Annotated in this window: 15 protein-coding genes; 10 read left to right on the forward strand and 5 right to left on the reverse strand. The window is 65.5% G+C overall.

Features of this window, described 5'->3' with window-relative positions:
- Positions 1–10: 10 nt before the first annotated feature.
- The 4 genes from XI02_RS15350 to XI02_RS15365 all read right to left on the reverse strand — a co-directional run bounded on the left by XI02_RS15350 (position 11) and on the right by XI02_RS15365 (position 3938).
- On the reverse strand, positions 11–1123 hold the full coding sequence (locus XI02_RS15350) for an SMP-30/gluconolactonase/LRE family protein (RefSeq protein WP_141713286.1): 1113 nt from the start codon (positions 1121–1123) through the stop codon (positions 11–13).
- Positions 1124–1293: 170 nt separating this feature from the next.
- Complete coding sequence (locus tag XI02_RS15355) at positions 1294–2208, reverse strand: SDR family oxidoreductase (protein WP_172648200.1); 915 nt, start codon at positions 2206–2208, stop codon at positions 1294–1296.
- Positions 2209–2380: 172 nt separating this feature from the next.
- A complete protein-coding gene (locus XI02_RS15360) occupies positions 2381–3520 on the reverse strand; it encodes a thiolase (protein ID WP_016841162.1) in 1140 nt (379 codons plus the stop codon).
- Between the two features lie 4 nt (positions 3521–3524).
- Positions 3525–3938 (reverse strand): Zn-ribbon domain-containing OB-fold protein, encoded by a 414-nt coding sequence (locus XI02_RS15365; RefSeq protein WP_172648199.1) that lies wholly within the window; start codon positions 3936–3938, stop codon positions 3525–3527.
- Positions 3939–4171: 233 nt separating this feature from the next.
- On the opposite strand from XI02_RS15365, the gene XI02_RS15370 reads away from it, so the two are divergent.
- The 10 genes from XI02_RS15370 to XI02_RS15415 all read left to right on the forward strand — a co-directional run bounded on the left by XI02_RS15370 (position 4172) and on the right by XI02_RS15415 (position 13765).
- Complete coding sequence (locus XI02_RS15370) at positions 4172–5419, forward strand: amino acid ABC transporter substrate-binding protein (RefSeq protein ID WP_018270555.1); 1248 nt, start codon at positions 4172–4174, stop codon at positions 5417–5419.
- Between the two features lie 46 nt (positions 5420–5465).
- Positions 5466–6389, forward strand: a complete 924-nt coding sequence (locus XI02_RS15375) for a branched-chain amino acid ABC transporter permease (protein ID WP_018270556.1) — start codon at positions 5466–5468, stop codon at positions 6387–6389.
- Positions 6382–7302 carry a branched-chain amino acid ABC transporter permease gene (locus tag XI02_RS15380; protein ID WP_018270557.1) on the forward strand — a complete coding sequence of 307 codons (921 nt, stop codon included), beginning with the start codon at positions 6382–6384 and terminating at the stop codon, positions 7300–7302. The genes XI02_RS15375 and XI02_RS15380 overlap by 8 nt, the downstream gene beginning before the upstream one ends.
- Positions 7292–8020 carry an ABC transporter ATP-binding protein gene (locus tag XI02_RS15385; RefSeq protein WP_018270558.1) on the forward strand — a complete coding sequence of 243 codons (729 nt, stop codon included), beginning with the start codon at positions 7292–7294 and terminating at the stop codon, positions 8018–8020. Before XI02_RS15380 ends, XI02_RS15385 begins: the two co-directional genes overlap by 11 nt.
- Positions 8010–8729 carry an ABC transporter ATP-binding protein gene (locus XI02_RS15390; RefSeq protein ID WP_018270559.1) on the forward strand — a complete coding sequence of 240 codons (720 nt, stop codon included), beginning with the start codon at positions 8010–8012 and terminating at the stop codon, positions 8727–8729. Before XI02_RS15385 ends, XI02_RS15390 begins: the two co-directional genes overlap by 11 nt.
- Positions 8730–8836: 107 nt before the next feature.
- Positions 8837–10186 (forward strand): amidase, encoded by a 1350-nt coding sequence (locus XI02_RS15395; protein WP_018270560.1) that lies wholly within the window; start codon positions 8837–8839, stop codon positions 10184–10186.
- On the forward strand, positions 10179–10865 hold the full coding sequence (locus XI02_RS15400) for a DUF2848 domain-containing protein (protein WP_018270561.1): 687 nt from the start codon (positions 10179–10181) through the stop codon (positions 10863–10865). The genes XI02_RS15395 and XI02_RS15400 overlap by 8 nt, the downstream gene beginning before the upstream one ends.
- Before the next feature lie 233 nt (positions 10866–11098).
- Positions 11099–11842 carry a 2OG-Fe(II) oxygenase gene (locus XI02_RS15405; RefSeq protein WP_016841153.1) on the forward strand — a complete coding sequence of 248 codons (744 nt, stop codon included), beginning with the start codon at positions 11099–11101 and terminating at the stop codon, positions 11840–11842.
- 13 nt (positions 11843–11855) lie between these two features.
- On the forward strand, positions 11856–12509 hold the full coding sequence (gene alkB / locus XI02_RS15410; protein WP_016841152.1) for a DNA oxidative demethylase AlkB: 654 nt from the start codon (positions 11856–11858) through the stop codon (positions 12507–12509).
- Between the two features lie 41 nt (positions 12510–12550).
- Complete coding sequence (locus tag XI02_RS15415) at positions 12551–13765, forward strand: MFS transporter (protein WP_172648198.1); 1215 nt, start codon at positions 12551–12553, stop codon at positions 13763–13765.
- Here the strand turns inward: XI02_RS15415 and XI02_RS15420 are convergent.
- The gene (locus tag XI02_RS15420) at positions 13762–15390 is read right to left on the reverse strand and encodes a thiamine pyrophosphate-dependent enzyme (RefSeq protein ID WP_069276210.1); all 1629 of its coding nucleotides are present in this window, start codon (positions 15388–15390) and stop codon (positions 13762–13764) included. The genes XI02_RS15415 and XI02_RS15420 overlap by 4 nt on opposite strands.
- Positions 15391–15410: the final 20 nt, after the last annotated feature.

A 15410-nucleotide genomic window follows, 5' to 3' on the forward strand; every position in this document is an offset into this window, starting at 1 on the left:
GACGCTTAGATCAACAGTTGTGCGCGCCCTTCGTCTCCACATAGACCGCGTAGAGCGACTGGCTTGCGGTCATGAACAGGCGGTTGCGCTTCTTGCCGCCGAAGGTGAGGTTGGCGCAGGTCTCGGGTAGCAGGATCTGGCCGATGCGCTGGCCGTCGGGCGCAAACACCTGCACGCCGTCATAGCCCGGTCCGACCCAGCCGGCGCCGACCCAGATATTGCCGTCGACGTCGACACGCATGCCGTCCGGGAAGCCTGACTTGCCGTCCAGCGTCATGTCGATCAGCGTGCGCGGGTTGGAGAGCTTGTCGCCATTGAGGTCGTACTGCCAGACGATGTTCTTGGCGTTCGGGTAATGCGTGGTGCCGGTGTCGCAGACATAGACTTTCTTGTAGTCGTGGCTGAAGGCGATGCCGTTCGGCTTGAACGGCTCGTCGGCGACCTTGGTGATCTGGCCGGTCGCAGCGTCGATGCGATAGACGGCTTCTTTCTGGTAGGGCTGCTTCGATCCGGTGTTGGCCAGTTGGCCCTCATAGATCGAGATAGCGCCATAGCCGGGATCGGTGAACCAGATCGACTTGTCGTTGGGATGCACGACCATGTCGTTCGGCCCGTTGAGCTGCTTGCCATTGGCTTGCTCCGCCAGGGGCGTGACGGTTCCGTCGTGCTCGTAGCGCACCAGCCGCGTACGCTCGGCGGTGATCTGGCGGCCCTCGAAATCGAAGGTCGAGCCGTTGGCCTCGTTCGACGGCTTGTGGAATTGCTCGGAGATGTGGCCGTCGTCGTCGAGATAGCGCAGCTGCCGGTTGGCCGGGATATCGCTCCAGACCAGATACTGGCCCTGCGCGTTCCAGGCCGGGCCCTCCGCCCACAGGCAGCCGGTGTAGAGCCGCTTGATCGCGGTGTTGCCGACCTTGGCCTTGAAGCGCTTGTCGTCGATCACGACGATGTCCGGATCGGGATAGCGCTGCGGCTCCGCGTTGGGGCCGAAGTCGCGCGCTGCGGCATCGGATGCGGCCATCGCGGTTGCAGCAAGCGCGGTTGCGCCGCGCAAGATTGTCCGACGGTCGAACGCCTTCGCACCGTCGCCCTCGTGTTTCTGAATGTTGCTTGGATTTGTCACGAAAGTCCTCCCAGGCTTTTTTGTTATCGGGAGGACGATCATACCCCCGCAATTCTGGCACAATGCGGGCACGCCATGATGAAACAACCAAAGAGCGTGTCGCCCCCGCTGTTTCGCGGAGGCAACTAGTTCAAAAAACTGTCAGATCAGATCGGACGATCAGATCAAGTTCAGATCGGATCCCAGGTGAAGACGTCGGCCGAGCGGTCGAGCTTGGCGAACGATCCCTTCAGCGCCGGCATGCCGTGTTCGGCAATGGTCTCGGGCGTCCAGCCTTCGCCGCGATGCACCGAGCGCACCGGACGATGCTGGCCGAACAGGAAGATCTCGTTCATGCGCACGCCGAAGATCTGTCCGGTGACGTCCTTGGCCGCGTCCGAGAGCAGATAGGCGCAGACCGGCGCGATCTTCTCCGGGCCCATCTGCTTGATCTTCTCGACGCGCGCCTTCTCGGCGTCGGTCTCGGTCGGGATGGTGCCGATCATGCGGGTCCAGGCGAACGGCGACACGCAGTTCGAGCGCACGTTGAAGCGGCCCATGTCCAGCGCGATCGATTTCGACAGGCCGACGATGCCGAGCTTGGCGGCGGCGTAGTTGGCCTGGCCGTAATTGCCGATCAGGCCGGAGGTCGAGGTGAAGTGCACGAACGAGCCCGACTGCTGCTCGCGATAGATCCGCGCGGCGGCGTGGCTCACATAGAACGAGCCCATCAGATGCACCTTGATGACGGCCTCGAACGCCTCCACGCTCATCTTGTGGAAGATCATGTCGCGCAGGATGCCGGCATTGTTGACGACGCCGTCGAGCCGGCCGAAATGGTCGGTCGCGGTCTTCACGATCTTGCTGGCGGGGATCGCTTCCGCCACCGACTCGAAATTGGCGACCGCGGTGCCGCCGCGCTTCTTGATTTCCTCGACCACCTCCTCGGCGGGCGCCGCGCTCGTGCCGGCGCCATCGGCGGCGCCGCCGGGATCGTTGACCACGACCTTGGCGCCTTCCGCCGCACAGAGCAGCGCGATCTCGCGGCCGATGCCGCGCCCCGCGCCAGTGACGATGATGACTTTATCCTGCAGTGATTTTGCCATGTCGGTTCTCCTTGGTTCTTGCTGACCTCGCCCCGCTTGCGGGGAGAGGTCGGATCGCATCGCAGATGCGATCCGGATGAGGGGGACTCTCCGCGAGTCCGGTGTGTGGAAGCAGCCCCTCACCCCAGCCCTCTCCCCGTAAGAACGGGGAGAGGGGGAGCGAGCAGCTCGTTCATTTCTCGTTCGTAAAGATGATCGTGCCACTTGCGGCGAACATGCCGCCGACGCCGTGGCAGACCGAGATCTTCGCGTTCGGCACTTGCGCCGGCGCGATGCCGCGCATCTGCCGCACGCTCTCCTGCAGCGCGTACATGCCGTACATGCCGGAGTGCATGTAGCTGAGGCCGCCGCCATTGGTGTTGAGCGGCAGCTTGCCGCCGGGGCGGGTGTTGCCGTCGGCGATGAACCTCCCGGTCTCCTCGTACGGCATGAAGCCGAGGTCGCCGAGGCCGTAGAGCGGCAGATGTGCGAAGGCGTCGTAAATCATCAGATGATCGACGTCCTTGTGGGTGATGCCGGCCTCCTTGAAGGCCAGGGGGCCCGCCACCTTGAAGGCGCGCGACGAGTCGAACGTCTTCATCTGGCTGACCATCGGCGTTTCCACGCTCTCGCCGGTGCCGAGGATGTAGACCGGCTTGTTCGGGAAATCCTTGGCGCGGTCGGCCGAGGTGAGGATCAGCGCGCCGCCGCCGTCGGTGACAAGGCAGCATTGCAGCAGCCGGAACGGATAGGCGATCATCCGCGAGTTCAGGACGTCGGCGACCGTGATCGGATCCTTCATGGTCGCGCGCGGATTCTTCGCCGCCCATTCGCGCTGCACGACAGCGACCATCGCAAGCTGCTCATGCGTGATGCCGTGCGTCTTCATGAAGCGCAGCACGGGAATCGGGAACATGCTCGGCGGCCCGTAGACACCGAACGGCGCCTCGAACTGGCCGTTGAGGCTGTCGGCCGGCGTGAAGCGCGGTTGCTTGCCGATCATCGACTTGCCGCTCTCGGCGTGGGTGATCAGTACGGTCTTGCAGAGGCCGGCCTCGATGGCGGCGGCGGCGTGGCGGACATGCAGCATGAAGGAGCAGCCGCCGACCGAGGTGCCGTCGACCCAGGTCGGCGTGATGCCGAGATAGTGTGCCATCTGCTGCGGGGTCTCGACCGCGGTGGCGAAGCCGTCGATGTCGGACAGCTTCAAGCCGGCGTCCGCGATCGCATTCAGCGCCGCGTCCGCGTGCAGCTGGATCTGCGACATGTTCGGGATGACGCCGAGTTCGGTGGTTTCGGCCGCGCCGACGACGGCAACCTGGTTCCTGCGCATTGCGTTACCCCTTTGCCGGACGGAACAAGGGAAGGGCGATCTTGTCGTCGAGCGCCTCGAAGGCGACCTCGAGCCGCATGTCGAGCTCGAGCGCTTCCGGCGTCTGCGGACAATCGATGATGTTGCTCATCATGCGCGGACCTTCGTCGAGCTCGACCACGGCGATCGCATAAGGTGGCGTGAAGCCGGGCGCGGCGGGACGGTGGTTGATGACGTAGCTGTACAGCTTGCCCTTGCCGCTGGCCTTGAAGATCGAGACCTTGCGCGAGGCGCAGGAGGGGCAGAACGGCCGCGGCGGAAAGTAGACATTGGCGCAGGCATCGCAGCGCTGCAGGCGCAGCTCGCCGGCCTTGGTGCCATCCCAGAAATGCTGGGTCTCCGGTGTCGGTTTTGGTTTCGCGCGCGCGGGCTCGGCCATGTCTGATGTCTCCTCCCGAAATCGTTACAGCCTTGATGCGCCATTGAACCAAGGCCCGTCAACGGTCCATCCATGCTCCGCGCGGCGGCCTGTGTCCCGCGCATGCCGCATATTCCGCCCCTCGCACAATTGCTAAGGCCGCGATGCTTGTGCCGCTCCGATCCGGCGCGTAGAAGGGCCGCGGTTCAAGACACGTCCAAGACACGTTCAAGATAGCCGGGAGGAACAATATCATGCTGAGGATCATCGGCGCGGCACTCGCTGCCAGCCTCGCATTTGCCACGCAGGCGATGGCCGCCGACGCACCGTCGGAGATCAAGATCGGCACGCTCTATGCGTCGTCGGGGCGCTACGCCTCGATCTCGATGCCGGTCTACAGCTCGCTGAAATTGTGGGTCGAGCAGAAGAACGCCGAGGGGGGCGTGTTCGTGAAGGCGTTCGACAAGAAGATCCCGATCAAGCTCGTCTCCTATGACGACCAGAGCAACACCGCGACCGCCTCGACGCTCTATAATCAGCTCGTCACCCAAGATAAGGTCGACCTCCTGGTCGCCGATTCCGGATCGGTGCTGACGGCGCCCGCGGTTGCGATCGCGCGCGACCACAAGATGTTCCTGTTCGACCAGACCGGCACCGGCGCGAGCTTCTTCTCCAAGGACAATCCCTACATCGCGCTGATGGCCGACCCCGTGTCGACGGTGTGGCCGAAGCCGGTCGCCGACTTCATCAGTCATGACGGCCCGGGCCTCGGCATCAAGAAGGTCGCCATCCTCTATTCGACCAACGAGTTCACCGGTACCCAGGCCAACGCGTTCCGCAAGTTCGTCAAGGAGTCCGGCGCGCCGATCGAGATCGTCTATGACCAGGGCGTTCCGACCGAGACCACCAACTACAACGTCATCATCAACAACATCAGCAACGCCAATCCTGACGCGGTGATCCATTTCGGCTATGCGCCGAACGACATCGCCTTCCTGCGCAACGTCCAGGACGTCGGCACCAAGTTCAAGATGCTGTTCGCGATCTATGCCGGCCTCGAGACCGAGTTGCTCGAGAAGAATGTCGGCGCCAAGGGCCTCGAGCACATCTGGACCTATGTGCCGCCGTCCGAATTGGACTATCCCGTCAATTTCGGGATGAACATGAAGGATTTCCGCGCCGCCTGGACCAAGAAGTACAACGACGGCAAGATGGAGTTCGGCTTCAACGCGGTCGCCGGCTACACCACCGCGCTGGTGATCGAGAAGACGCTGTCGGTTGCGACCAGCCTCGACCAGATGGAGCTGCGCCGCGCGGTGTTCTCGCTCAGCGGCCAGCTCAAGACGCTGGACGGCACCTTCGCGCTGGATGAGACCGGCGGCCAGATCGGCGAATTGACGCCGCTCGGCCAGCTCACGGTCGACGAGCACGATCACATCAAGTTCGTCTCGATCTATCCGCGCGAGACCGCCACCGGCAAGCCGATCTATCCGGCGCCGTGATGCAGGTGAGTGCGGCAGGCGTAACCTTCGGCGGTGAGCGGGTAGCATGACCTATGCGCTCGTTGCCGGCGTGCTGTTCGGGTTGTATTTCAGCCTGGTCGGCATCGGTCTCAATCTCGTGTTCGGCGTCATGCGCATCGTCAACCTTGCGCATGGCGACATCCTGATGCTGGGCGCCTTCATCGCGCTCGGCGTGGTCGGCATCGCCGGCATCGACCCGCTGTTCGCGGTGCCGCTCGCCTTCGTGGTGTTCGTGCTGGTCGGCGTGCTGCTGTACTGGGTGCTGGTGCCGCGGCTGCAGGGCTCGGCCAATCCGGAAATGCTGTCGATCATCCTGTTCTTCGGCTTGTCGCAGGTGATCGAAGCCGTCACCACGATCTTCGCCGGCACCAGCGAGCGCTCGATCCAGAGCCGGCTGCTCGGCACCGTGTTCACGACCATCAAGGTGAAGTGGTTCGGCGGCAAGGCGGGCGGGGCAGGGCCGATCCAGATCTTCGGCCAGGGCTTTCCCGCGCCCTGGGTGATCGCGGCGATCACCAGCCTGATCGCGATCGCGCTGATCTACCTCTATCTCTACCACACGCGGCTCGGCACCCTGACACGCGCGGTGATGTCACGCCGTGACGAGGCGCTGGCGACCGGCATCGATGTCGATCGCGTCTCGGCGGCGGCGTTCGGCATCGGTCTCGGCATCGCGGCGGTCGCCGGCGTGTTCGCGCCCTTCATGTTCGGCTCGGTGACGCCGGCGTTCGGCGCCGATGCGACCGTGACGTCGTTTGCGATCGTCGTGCTGGGTTCGCTCGGCAATCCGCTCGGCACCGCGCTCGGCGGCGTCGTCTACGGCCTGTGCTACATGCTGGTGCAGACCTATCTCAGTTCCTGGGCCGACCTGCTGCCCTATGTGTTGTTGATCGTGATCCTGTTGTTGCGCCCGAGCGGTCTGCTCGGAAGGCGGGTGCGCGTTGCATAACGCATCGAAGCACCTGCTGTTCATCCTGGCGCCGCTGGTGGTAGTGTTCGCGCTGCTGCCCGGCGTCTATCAAAACCATCTGCTGCTGTTCAACTTCGTGATCTTCCTGATCCTCGCGCAGGGCGTGAACATCATCTATGGCTTCACCGGCTATCTGCCGTTCGGTTATGTCGGCTTCTTCGGCGCCGGCGCCTATGGCTTCGCCATCATGGTGATGCATCTGCAGACGCCCGCGCCGCTCTCCGTGCTGGTCGGCGGCGTCGTGGCGGTCGCGCTCGGCCTGTTGCTGACACCGCTGCTGCGGCTGTCGGGCGCGTATTTCGCGATCGCCAACCTCGCGGCTTCGCTCGCGGTGCTGCACTTTGTTGCCAACCCGGCGCTGGAAGGCATCACCAAGGGCCCCTACGGCGTCTCGCTCACCGGCACCTTCAACCCGACCCACGCCTACTATGCGGCCGTCGTCGTGATGGCGCTGACCGTCGGTGCGGTGGTCTATCTCAAGAACTCGCCGTTCGGGCTGGCGCTTCAGGCCGTGCGCGAGGATGCGGTGTCGGCCTCGATGGCCGGCGTCAATATCGTGAAGATGCGGGTGATCGCCTGGCTCGCCTCGGCGCTGGTCGCCGGCCTCGCCGGCGGTATCTACGCCTGGTACGTCTCGGTGTTCTATCCGGACAACGTGTTCTCCGGCGAGTTCTCGATCTTCGCGATCGTGTTCGCGCTGTTCGGCGGCGTCGCCACTATCACCGGCCCGATCGTCGGCGTGCTGATCCTCTACGGCATCTACAATTTGATCGGCTTCACCACGCCGCAATACTTCCAGCTGATCTATGGCCTCCTGATCATGGGCCTGGTGCTGTTCCTGCCCGCAGGGCTGGTGTCGCTGGCAACCCGCAGGGGGTGGCATGTCCCCTGAGAAAACCCCGATCCTCAAGGTCTCCAAGCTGGTCAAGCGCTTCGGCGGCTTCCATGCGCTCGACGGCCTCAGCTTTCACGTCGTACCGGGCGAGATCCTCGGCCTGGTCGGCCCGAACGGCTCCGGCAAGACCACGGCGATCAATGTGATCTCCGGTCTCTATGCGCCCGATGGCGGCGAGGTTGTGTTCGACAGCGCGTCCGCCGGCGGCGTCGCCTCGCACAAGCTCGTTCACCGCGGCATCAACCGTACCTTCCAGGTGCCGAAGCCGTTCCTGTCGCTCACGGTGCGCGAGAACATCCAGGTGGCGCTGGCCTATGGCAGCGCCACCGGTGCGCCGTCGATCGCCGAACTGCTCGAGGATTTCAGGCTGAAGGAGGTTGCCGACCGTCCGGCCGCCGATCTCAACAGCGCGCAGCAGAAGATGCTCGATCTGACCCGTGCGCTCGCCACGCGGCCGCGGCTGTTGCTGCTCGACGAACTCGCCGCCGGCCTCAACCCGGCGGAGCTCGACTGGATCGCCGGCCGCATCAAGGCCTTGGCCGCGACCGGCATGGCGATCATCGTGGTCGAGCACCTGATGGGCTTCATCGAGCAGATCACCGACCGCGTCATCGTGCTCAATGCGGGCAAGGAGATATTCGAGGGGACGCTCGCGACCGCGGTGCGCGAGCCGCAGGTGATCGAGGTATTTTTGGGAGGCGAGCATGCCCACTGATGCGGTGCCGCTTCTGGACACGAGGGGCATCGATGCCGGCTACGGCACCATGCAGGTGTTGTGGGGCGTCGATCTCGACGTCCGCCCCGGCGAGACCGTGCTGCTGCTCGGCGCCAACGGCGCGGGCAAGACCACGTTCCTGAAGTCGCTAGTCGGCCTGATCGAAGCCCGCAGCGGCCACATCAAGCTCGGCGGCGAGGACATCACCAGGATGCGCTCGTCGGACCGGATGAAGCGCGGCATGACCTACATGTCGGAGCTTGCAGTGTTTCCCGACCTGTCGATCGAGGAAAATATCCGCGTCGGCGCACAGGCGCTGGGGCATGCCAATCCGGGCGCGCGAGTCGACGAACTGTACGGCCTGTTCCCGGTGCTGCGCGACAAGCGCCGCGATCCCGCGTCGAGCCTGTCCGGCGGTCAGCGCAAGATGCTCGGCATCGCCAAGGCATTGTCGGCCGAGCCGAAGCTGCTGGTTATGGACGAGCCCTCGGCCGGGCTGTCGCCACTGTTCGTCAAGGAGGTCCTGCGCGCCCTGTCGAGCCTGCAGGGCCGCGGACTGGCACTCTTGATCGCCGAGCAAAATATCGGTTTTCTCGAGATTGCCACCCGCGTATTCGTGCTGGAAGGCGGGCGGATCCGCTTCTCCGGCACGGTTGCTGAGATGAGCGGCAATGAAGCGCTGCACCGCGCCTATTTCGGGCTCAAGTGATGCGAGGTGAGGGCCGGTGGGCTGGAAATCGGCCCCGGTTCGGGTGACAATCAGCTGCAAGAGCTTTGAATTGCAAGCCATGAAGTGCAAGCCGTGAAGTGAAAGCCATGCCCAAGAATCCGACACTCGCCTCCCTTGCCGCCGATCTCGCCGGCGGCGCGACCTCTGCCCGCAAGCTCGTCGAGCAGTGCATCGCCAGGATCGCTGAACCCTCAGGCGAGGGCCAGCGCACCTTCATCCATGTCGACCGCGACGCCGCGCTCGAGGCCGCCGACGCCATGGACCGGCTGCGCAAGGCCAATGCGGCGCCGTCGCCCTTTGCCGGCATTCCGGTCTCGATCAAGGACCTGTTCGACATCAAGGGGCAGGTGACGCGGGCGGGCTCGCGGGCGCTGGAGGATTCCGCGCCGGCGGAGGCCGATGCGCCGGTGGTGGCGCGGCTCAAGCGCGCCGGCTTCGTCGTGATCGGCCGCACCAACATGACCGAGTTCGCCTATTCCGGCATCGGCATCAATCCGCATTACGGCACGCCGAAGAGCGCCTGGAACCGGAGCGTCGGCCACGTACCGGGCGGCTCGTCCTCGGGGGCGGCGGTCTCGATCGCCGACGGCATGGCGTTCGGCGCGCTCGGCACCGACACCGGCGGCTCCTGCCGGATTCCGGCGGCCTTCAACGGCATCGTCGGCTACAAGCCGACGCAGCGCCGGATTCCGCTCGATGGCGGCGTACCGCTGTCGTTCACGCTCGACAGCTACGGCCCGCTGGCCAATTCGGTGGCCTGCTGCGCCGCGCTCGACGCGGTGCTCGCCGACCAGCCGGTAACGTCGCTCACGCCGCGTCCGGTCAAAGGCATGCGGCTCGCGGTGCCGACCACGGTCGCGCTCGACGACCTCGATGATGCCGTCGCGAAAACCTTCGAGCGCGCGCTCGCTTCGTTGTCGCGCGCAGGCGCCTTGATCGAGCGGATCGAGGTGCCCGAATTGCTCGATGTCGGCGTCATGAACGCCAAGGGCGGCTTTGCCGCCGCCGAAAGCTATGCCTGGCATCGCTTCCTGCTGGCCAGCAAGGGCGATATCTACGATCCGCGCGTCGCCGTGCGCATCCAGCGCGGCGAGGGCTTTCCGGCCGCCGACTATATCGATCTGCTCAACGCGCGCCGCTCCTTCATCGCCCGCACCGAGACGCGGATCGCGCCCTATGATGCGATGGTGCTGCCGACCACGGCGAACCTGCCGCCAACGATCGCCAGCCTCGCCGACGACAAGGCGTTCGCCACCGAGAATTTGCGCGCGCTGCGCAATTGCACGCTGATCAATGTGCTCGACGGCTGCGCGATCTCGCTGCCCGCGCATCGCGAGGGCGAGGCGCCGGTCGGCCTGATGCTCGCCGCCGCCGGCGGTTCGGACCGGCGCATCTTCGAACTCGCTGCGGGAATGGAGACCGTGATCCGTGTTTGATCTCACCTTCAATGTCGACGACAAGGGCGTCGCCACTCCGCTCGCACTGGAAATCAGGCAGGCCGTGATCGCCGGGTGGACGGGCCGCGACCCGGTGGCGCGCGACAAGCACATCGCCGAGCTCGAGGCGCTCGGCATCGCACGACCCGCGACCACGCCGATCTACTACCGCTGCTCGGCGCGCCGGCTCACCTTCGCCGATATCATCGAGGTCTGCGGCGAGGACTCGAGCGGCGAGGTCGAGTTCGTGCTGATCGGCTGGCAGGGCCGCATCTTCGTCGGCTGCGGCTCCGACCACACCGACCGCAAGGTCGAGAGCTACAGCGTCACCGTGTCGAAGCAGATGTGCGACAAGCCGATGGCGTCGGAGCTGTGGGAACTCGAGGATGTGATTGATCACTGGGACCAGCTGGTCCTGCGCTCCTGGGCCACAATCGGCGGCCAGCGCGTGCTCTACCAGGAAGGCACGCTCGATCACATGCTGCCGGTGAAGGACCTGATCGCGCGCGGCTTCGACCAGGGCGCGCTGCCCGACGGCTGCGCCATGTTCGGCGGCACCTTCGCCGCCAAGGGCGGCATCCGCCCCGCCAGCCGCTTCGAGTTCGAACTGGAAGACCCGGTGCTGAAGCGGAAGATCAGCCACGGCTACGATGTGGTGACGCTGCCGGTCAGGGGCTGATTTCTCTCTGCGCAAGTCGTGCCAGAAAATGTCGGCTAACACTCGCTCCACGTGTCGTCCCGGCGAAAGCCGTGACCCATAACCACAGGGCATTGTGGTTGGCACGCTGTGGCCCCAGCGATCTCAACAGCTGACGACGGTGGTCATGGATCCCGGCATTCGCCGGGACGACACCGCAATTTCGATCGGAAATCGGGTGGCGCGGGCCACAATCAGGGGCCAGATTCCGTCCCATGACAGCAACAGCCAAAACCATCACCCGCCCAGCCCCCGGCATTCTCGCCCGCGTCGACGCGCTCGACTGGGACCGGATCACGACCGATCTCGACGGGCAGGGCTGCGCCGTCCTCAACGGCTTGCTGACACCTGAGGAATGCGATGCCATCGCCGCGCTCTATCCCGACGACAGCCAGTTCCGCAGCCGGATCGTGATGGGCCGTCACGGCTTCGGCCGCGGCGAGTACAAATATTTCTCGTATCCGCTGCCGGACCTGATCGCGGAGCTTCGGCCCGCGCTCTATGCGCGGCTGACCGCGACAGCCAATCGCTGGAACGAGACGATGGGGATCGAGATCCGATATCCCACGTCGCATGCGGTGTTCCTGAAGCGCTGCCACGACGCCGGACAGACGCGGCCGACGCCGCTGCTGCTGCAATATGGCGAAGGCGACTACAACTGCCTGCACCAGGATCTCTACGGCGAGCACGTGTTTCCGATCCAGGTCGCGATCCTGCTGTCGCAGTCGGGGCGCGATTTCACCGGCGGCGAATTCGTGCTGACCGAGCAGCGGCCGCGGATGCAGTCGCGGCCCGAGGTGGTGCCGCTGACCAAGGGCGATGCGGTGGCCTTTGCCGTGCATCATCGCCCGGTGCAGGGGACGCGCGGACCGTATCGTGTCAATCTGCGCCACGGCGTCAGCCGGATTCGCTCCGGCCACCGCCACACCGTTGGTGTGATCTTCCACGACGCGAAGTGAGTGCGAGAGAGGCGTGGCCGCTGATCTGTTCGAGACAATTGGCGATGCACGGCCGTCGCGCGAGACGATCGCGGATGGCGCGGTGCTGCTGCGCGGCTTTGTCCGGCCGTTCGAGGCCGAGCTGATCCCAGCATTGCGCGTCATCGTCAAGCAGGCGCCGTTCCGGCATCTGATCACGCCGGGCGGCCACCGCATGTCGGTCGCGATGACCAATTGCGGCAGCCTCGGCTGGGTCTCCGATCCCGGCGGCTATCGCTATGATCCGATCGATCCCGACTCGGGGCAGCCCTGGCCTGAAATGCCGGAGGTGTTGCGCAGGCTTGCCGCCGGCGCCGCTGAAGAAGCCGGCTTCAACGGCTTCGCGCCTGAGGCCTGCCTGATCAACCGCTACGTCCCCGGCGCAAAACTGTCGCTGCATCAGGACAAGGACGAGCTCGACTACCGCGCACCGATCGTGTCGATCTCGCTCGGGTTGCCGGCGATCTTCCTGTTCGGCGGCCTGAAGCGCAGCGACACGCCGCGCCGCTATCGGCTCGAGCATGGCGATGTTGCGGTGTGGGGCGGACCGTCACGGTTATTTTATCACGGCGTGGCACCGCTCGCCGACGGCGAGCACAGCGTGCTCGGCCGCCAGCGCATCAATTTGACCTTCCGCAAGGTGCGCTGACTCCCCTCCCGCAAATCGGGCGGGTGGTCTAGACTTGGCTCATGACCGCCAAGGCCGACCGCGCCGTCAACCTCACCGGCGTCTATCTCGCCGTGCTGCAGCTCGTGTTCACGCTGGGCTGGACCACCTACCTGATCTATCTGCCGAAGCTGTGCGCCGATGTCGGCATCGCGCCGGCGACCGTGATCCTGATCCTGATGATGGATCAGGGCATCTTCACCGTCACCGACACCGCGATGGGCATGGCCGCCGACAGGATTTCGAGCTTGGTCGGCCGCCTTGGCTTGTTCGTCGGTATCCTTGCCGCGATCTCCTGCGCCGCCTTCATCGCGCTGCCTTACGTGGCCGGCACTGGGCCGGGAGCAAAGGTCTGGCTGATCGTGCTGATCGTGATCTGGGCCGTGACGTCGTCGGCCCTGCGTGCGCCGCCGCTCACGCTGCTCGGCAAGTATCGCGCGCAACCCTCGGTCCCGTTCCTCGCGGCGCTGGCGATGCTCGGTTACGGCATCGCGGGCGCGGTCTCGCCCTATCTTGGCGTCGTGCTGCGCAATCAGGATGCGCGGCTGCCGTTCGTGCTGTCGGGCGCCGTGCTGCTGCTGACCGCGCTGGCCTTCTCGGGGATCGAGCGCCGCATCGCGGCGGAGGCGCAGCCGGCGCGGCTTGTGCCCCCGGCCAAGCGGCTCGGGGCGGTGCCGATGTTCCTGATCGGATCGATGGTGCTGCTGTCGCTCGGCTACCAGCTGCACTTCAACATCAACAGCGCGCCGTTCTATTTGCGCTTTGCCAAGGCGGACGAGCTGCAATGGTTGATGCCGGTATTCTGGATCGGCTTCAACATCGCGATGTTTCCGGCAAGCATCGTCGTCAAGCATCGCGGCGGCCTGATCGTGATGGGCGCGGCGGGACTGCTTGGCGCGTTCGCGATCGTCGCCGCGGAGATCGCCGGCAGCCTCAGCGTCCTGATCGTGGCGCAATTCATGGCGGGGGCCGCCTGGGGCTGCATGCTGATGAGCGCGGTGTCTGCTGCGCTCGCGATCGGGGAGACCGGCGCGGAAGGCAAGGTCACCGGCCTCGTCTTCTCGGCGCTGGCGCTTGCGACCTTTGCGCGGATGGCGGCGGTCGCGGGCGGCCTGCAGAAGATGCCGGACTATGCGCCGCTGGTGCACTGGGCGCCGGTCGCCTGCTGGTCGGTCGCCGGCGCCGGCCTGCTCGTGATCGCCGCGTCACGGCTGCAACGCGGCGCGAAAGCCGCCTAGCTGTTCCGCGCCGGGTGGATGAACGCCCAGGGGCTGACTTCCGAATCCGTCGGGACTTCTACCGAAATCACGTAAGGCCCGCCGTCGGCCAGCGCCTTCTCCAGCACGGGGCGGAAGTGGTCGGGCGAGGTGACGCACGCGGCGCCGACGCCGAAGGATTCTGCAAGCTTCACGAAATCCGGATTCACCAGGTCGGAGGCGACGACGCGGCCATCGAAGCGCTCGCGCTGGTCGCGGCGGACATTGCCATAGGCGTTGTTGTTGAAGACGAGCGTCACCACGCCGATCTTGAACTGCACGGCGGTGGCGAGTTCCTGCACGCCGAACATGAAGCCGCCGTCGCCTGATATCGCGACCACCGGCTTGTTCGGGTTGGCGACCTTGGCGCCGAGCGCGGTCGGGAAGCCCGAGCCGAGCGTGCCCTGATAGCCCGAGGTGACGAAGGTTCGCGGCTCGTAGATCGGAAAGCCATACCAGGAGGCGAAACCGACCTGCGACAGCTCGTCGGTGACGATGGCGTTGGCCGGCAGCACCTCGCGCAGGATCTTCAGATAGGCCATCTGGGGCTGGATGCGCTGGATCTCCTGCTCGGTCGCGGCCGTTGCCTCGCGGATCGCGGTGCGGCGGCCGGAGGTCTTGCGGTAGCCCACCTTGCGCACAGCGGCGACGAGATCGGCGGTGCCGGCCCTGGCGTCCGCGATCACACCAGCATCAGCCGGCCAGCGCCGCAGCTCGACCGGATCGATGTCGATGCGCACGCATTTCAGTCCGGCCGGCTGGTAGGGCCAGCGCGACATGGTCGGCAGCTCGAGGCGCGTGCCAATGCCGATCATCAGATCGGTCTTCGGCCAGAGCTTGTAGGCCGAAGCCATGGTGAGCCCGAGTTCATGCGCGTTGGAGACGATGCCGCGGCCGCTGCGGAATGCGACGACCGGTGCGTCGATCATCTCTGCCAATTCAAGGATCTCCTCGCGCGCCTCGATGGCGCCGCTGCCGACGAAGATCATCGGCGCCTTGCTGCCGGCGATCAGGTCGGCGGCCGCCCTGATGCGGTCCGGATCGGGCTGCGGCGCCGGCAACGGATCGAACGGCTTGACGGCTGCGACCTGAGTGCGCTGGGTGAAGACATCCCACGGCATCTCCAGCGAAGCCGGGCCGCGCCGGCCCGACAGCATTTCCTGGAACGCGCGCGACACCAGCGCGGGCGCGTTGTCAGGATATTCGATCCGGTCGGCCCATTTCACGAAGGTGCGCAGCGTCGCGAGCTGGTCCGGCATCTCATGCAGATGGCCGCGGCCCTTGCCGAGGAATTGCGTCGGCACCTGGCCGGTCAGGCACAGCACCGGCTCGTTGCAGCCGAATGCGGTGAGCAGCGCCGCCGAGGCGTTGAGCACGCCGGGGCCGGGCACCACGCTGAACACGCCGGGCTTGCCGCTGGAGCGCGCATAGCCGAACGCCATGTAGCCGCAGGCCTGCTCATGCCGGGCGCCGATCACCTTGAGCTGGGCCTGGTGGAAGGCATCGAACAGGCCATAGATCTGCGCGCCGGGCAGGCCGAACACGGTGTCGACGCCGTGGGCGACGAGGCCGTTGACGATCGCTTCGCCGCCGGATGTTGAGGTCATGGCACTGTCCACTTTGCTTG

It is taken from the genome of Bradyrhizobium sp. CCBAU 21365 (assembly GCF_015291305.1).
GTDB lineage: Bacteria > Pseudomonadota > Alphaproteobacteria > Rhizobiales > Xanthobacteraceae > Bradyrhizobium > Bradyrhizobium elkanii.

What these genes read in the sequence shown, in the direction of transcription:
- XI02_RS15395 (WP_018270560.1), top strand. Translation starts at nt 8,837, where the DNA reads ATGCCCAAGAATCCGACACTCGCCTCCCTTGCCGCCGATCTCGCCGGC.
- XI02_RS15415 (WP_172648198.1), top strand. Translation starts at nt 12,551, where the DNA reads ATGACCGCCAAGGCCGACCGCGCCGTCAACCTCACCGGCGTCTATCTC.
- XI02_RS15385 (WP_018270558.1), top strand. Translation starts at nt 7,292, where the DNA reads ATGTCCCCTGAGAAAACCCCGATCCTCAAGGTCTCCAAGCTGGTCAAG.
- XI02_RS15355 (WP_172648200.1), bottom strand. Translation starts at nt 2,208, where the DNA reads ATGGCAAAATCACTGCAGGATAAAGTCATCATCGTCACTGGCGCGGGG.
- XI02_RS15360 (WP_016841162.1), bottom strand. Translation starts at nt 3,520, where the DNA reads ATGCGCAGGAACCAGGTTGCCGTCGTCGGCGCGGCCGAAACCACCGAA.
- XI02_RS15370 (WP_018270555.1), top strand. Translation starts at nt 4,172, where the DNA reads ATGCTGAGGATCATCGGCGCGGCACTCGCTGCCAGCCTCGCATTTGCC.
- XI02_RS15390 (WP_018270559.1), top strand. Translation starts at nt 8,010, where the DNA reads ATGCCCACTGATGCGGTGCCGCTTCTGGACACGAGGGGCATCGATGCC.
- XI02_RS15375 (WP_018270556.1), top strand. Translation starts at nt 5,466, where the DNA reads ATGACCTATGCGCTCGTTGCCGGCGTGCTGTTCGGGTTGTATTTCAGC.
- XI02_RS15365 (WP_172648199.1), bottom strand. Translation starts at nt 3,938, where the DNA reads ATGGCCGAGCCCGCGCGCGCGAAACCAAAACCGACACCGGAGACCCAG.
- XI02_RS15405 (WP_016841153.1), top strand. Translation starts at nt 11,099, where the DNA reads ATGACAGCAACAGCCAAAACCATCACCCGCCCAGCCCCCGGCATTCTC.
- XI02_RS15420 (WP_069276210.1), bottom strand. Translation starts at nt 15,390, where the DNA reads ATGACCTCAACATCCGGCGGCGAAGCGATCGTCAACGGCCTCGTCGCC.